At 73.4% G+C, this 2,588-nt stretch carries 3 protein-coding genes and 2 pseudogenes; 4 read left to right on the top strand and 1 reads right to left on the bottom strand.

Features of this window, described 5'->3' with window-relative positions:
* The 4 genes and pseudogenes from AB0I76_RS27460 to AB0I76_RS27445 all read left to right on the top strand — a co-directional run.
* Positions 1 to 460, top strand: a pseudogene (locus AB0I76_RS27460) (cobalamin-binding protein); the annotation flags it as partial.
* Positions 461 to 543: 83 nt separating this feature from the next.
* A complete protein-coding gene (locus tag AB0I76_RS27455) occupies positions 544 to 888 on the top strand; it encodes an STAS domain-containing protein (RefSeq protein WP_357041301.1) in 345 nt (114 codons plus the stop codon).
* Positions 889 to 956: 68 nt separating this feature from the next.
* Positions 957 to 1,403: a response regulator gene (locus AB0I76_RS27450; RefSeq protein WP_357041298.1), complete on the top strand. Its 447-nt coding sequence runs from the start codon at positions 957 to 959 to the stop codon at positions 1,401 to 1,403.
* A gap of 121 nt (positions 1,404 to 1,524) precedes the next feature.
* A complete protein-coding gene (locus AB0I76_RS27445) occupies positions 1,525 to 2,055 on the top strand; it encodes an ATPase (RefSeq protein ID WP_357041295.1) in 531 nt (176 codons plus the stop codon).
* Positions 2,056 to 2,064: 9 nt separating this feature from the next.
* On the opposite strand, the pseudogene AB0I76_RS27440 reads toward AB0I76_RS27445, so the two are convergent.
* Positions 2,065 to 2,588 (bottom strand): annotated as a pseudogene (locus AB0I76_RS27440) (hypothetical protein); the annotation flags it as partial.

The following is a 2,588-nucleotide window of genomic DNA, read 5'->3' as shown; positions in this document are numbered from 1 at the left end:
GGCGTGGGCGCCGGACGCACCCTCCGCCGCCGACCTGGTGGCCGACGAGCCGGCGCTGCGGCGGGTGCCGCCGGCGCAGTTGACCCACCTGGCCGACGATGAGTACGCGGGCCTGGTCAAGCGGCGCGGTGAGCTGATCGACGGGGCACTGGCCGACCTGCGGGAGCGGGTGCCGTCCGCCCGGGACTACACCCCGGCACAGATCGACTCGACGGTCAGCGACCTCGGGTACATCGTCGACTTCCTGGCCGCCGCGCTGTACGTCGACGACGGCACCCTCTTCGCCGAGTTCGTGGACTGGCTGGTGTCCATCCTCACGAGCCGGGGGGTGCCGGCCGGCGCGGTGGGGCTGACCCTCGGGCACTACGCCCGGGAGCTGCGGGACTTTCCGCGGGCGACGCGGTTCCTGGAGGAGGGCCGGGCGTCGGTGGCCGCCGTGCGGGGCGCGGGCGTGCGCTGACGTGCCGCCGGGGCTCCCCGGCCCCCTGTCTATACTTGCTGCACTGCAAGCGTCTCGGCCTGCGGTGGAGTGAGGGGGTTCGGGTGTCGTTCACCGTCACGTACGCCGAGCGCGACGGCGGGGCGTACCTGCGGCTCGCCGGCGAGCTGGACATGAGCACCGCCCCGGAGCTGACCGCCGTGCTGGACCGGCTCGCCGCCGCCGGCACGTACCGGTTGCTGCTCGACCTGGCCGAGCTGACCTTCTGTGACTCGACGGGGATCGCCGCCTTCGTGCGCGGCGACAACCAGGCGTCGGCTGCCGGGGGCTGGCTGCGCCTGACCGGAGCCAGCGGACGGGTCGACCGGGTGCTCCAGGTGACCGGGCTGGCCGACGTGCTGCGACACGACGCGGACACCGCCGACCCCAGGACGCGGACAGCCGGTTGATGGGCTAGATTTCCCCGCCAGCAGGTCTCGCAAGGCTCCGCCCCCTCCCCGATACGAAGCAGGTAGCCATGCCTCCAGTGACCCCGAGTCCGGTACGCATCCTGGTGGTGGACGACGACCCGGGCGACGTGCTCATGATCGAGGAGGCGCTCGCGGACTCCGACGTCGAGAAGGTCATCGACGTGGTCAGCGACGGCCAGGAGGCGATGGAGTTCCTGCGCCGCGAGGGCCGGCACACCGAGGCCCGGCGGCCCGACGTCATCCTGCTGGACCTGAACATGCCCCGGATGGACGGCCGGCAGGTGCTCGGCGAGGTCAAGAGCGACGAGGACCTGCGGACGATCCCGATCGTCGTGCTGACCACCTCGAACGCCGACACGGACATCCTGGGCAGCTACACCCTCCAGGCCAACGCGTACGTCACCAAGCCGATCGACCTGGACGACTTCAACGACGTCGTGCGTCGCATCGACGAGTTCTTCGGCCGCGTCGTGGTGCTCCCGAAGCGTTCCTGAGGGCGGTCCGCCCCGCGCCGCTCGCATGCTGAACATTTTTCCCGATCCCCTCCGGCTGTCGCCGTGAGCGCCGAGGATCCAGGTGGGGAAGGAAAGCATCGGCTGCCTGGGGGGCGACAGCATGAGGTTCTCCGTCGTGGAGATGGGCTACGACCGGCGGCAGGTCGACTCCTGCCTGGACGAGATGGGCATCCGCCTGGCGCGGCTGGCGGCGCGGGCGGAGAGCGCCGTCGGGACCGGCCGGGAGTGGGACGAGGTCCGCGGGGAGGCGCTCGCGCTGAGCGGCCTCCTGGACCGGTTGGACCTGGGCGACGCGGCGGTCGCCCGGCGGCACGCCGACGCCGTCGACCGCGAGGCGGCGGACCTCCTCGCGCAGGCGCGCTTCGAGCTGGACGCGGCCCGCGAGGAGGCACGCCAGCTCCGGGAGCGGGTGTACGCCGAGGCGGTGCAGGCCCGGCGGGAGTTCGAGGAGGCGCTGCAGGCGCGCCGCCGGCGCGAGTCGCGGGTGGACGAGATCCTCAGCGGGGTGTCCGTGGAGCCGGTGCCGGCCGACACCCCGACCGCCGCCGCCGCGGTGCCGCCCAGCGGGGTCCCGGCCACCCGGGCCGCCGGGACGGCGACCGAGCCGCCGGGTGGGCGCGGCGATGCCTGAGCGGCTGCGTCAGGTGAGCGCGGCGACGATCGTGGTCGCCCGGTCCTCGTGCTGGGCGTACGCGTCGGGGAAGGCGGAGACCTGCACGGCCTGGGCCGCCCCGGCGACGCTCATCTCCTGCCAGCCGGGGATCTCCCGCAGCGCGAGGTAGAAGGCGCGGGCCGCGTACGCCGGGCGCATCAGCTCGGCGACGGTCCCCCAGCCGCTGCTGGGGCGCTGCTGGAACAGGCCGACGGAGTCGTGGTCGGCGCCGCTGCCCTGGTTGGGCAGGTCGAGGGACTCGGGAACCCAGTCGTTGGCCAGGTTGTAGAGGTTGCTCTCCTGCATCGCGGTGGCCATCGCGACGACCAGCGCCCGGTGGGGCATCTTCAGGCCGACGCCGACGTCGACGATCACCTTGGCGTTGTCCATCTGGGTCTGGGTCAGACCGGCGACGGGTCGCGGGCGCACCGGCTTGGCGGGCTTGACCGGCTTCGTCTTCGTCGGGGCCGGCCGGGTGGCCGAGGGGGAGGGCTTGGCGCTCGGGGTAGGGC

Source organism: Micromonospora sp. NPDC049799, from assembly GCF_040656655.1.
In the GTDB taxonomy this organism is placed as follows: domain Bacteria; phylum Actinomycetota; class Actinomycetes; order Mycobacteriales; family Micromonosporaceae; genus Micromonospora.
This window is presented reverse-complemented; position numbering and strand designations above follow the sequence as displayed.

Excerpts from the sequence above, each read along its gene's own strand:
- AB0I76_RS27450 (WP_357041298.1), top strand. The coding sequence starts at position 957 with ATGCCTCCAGTGACCCCGAGTCCGGTACGCATCCTGGTGGTGGACGAC.
- AB0I76_RS27445 (WP_357041295.1), top strand. The coding sequence starts at position 1,525 with ATGAGGTTCTCCGTCGTGGAGATGGGCTACGACCGGCGGCAGGTCGAC.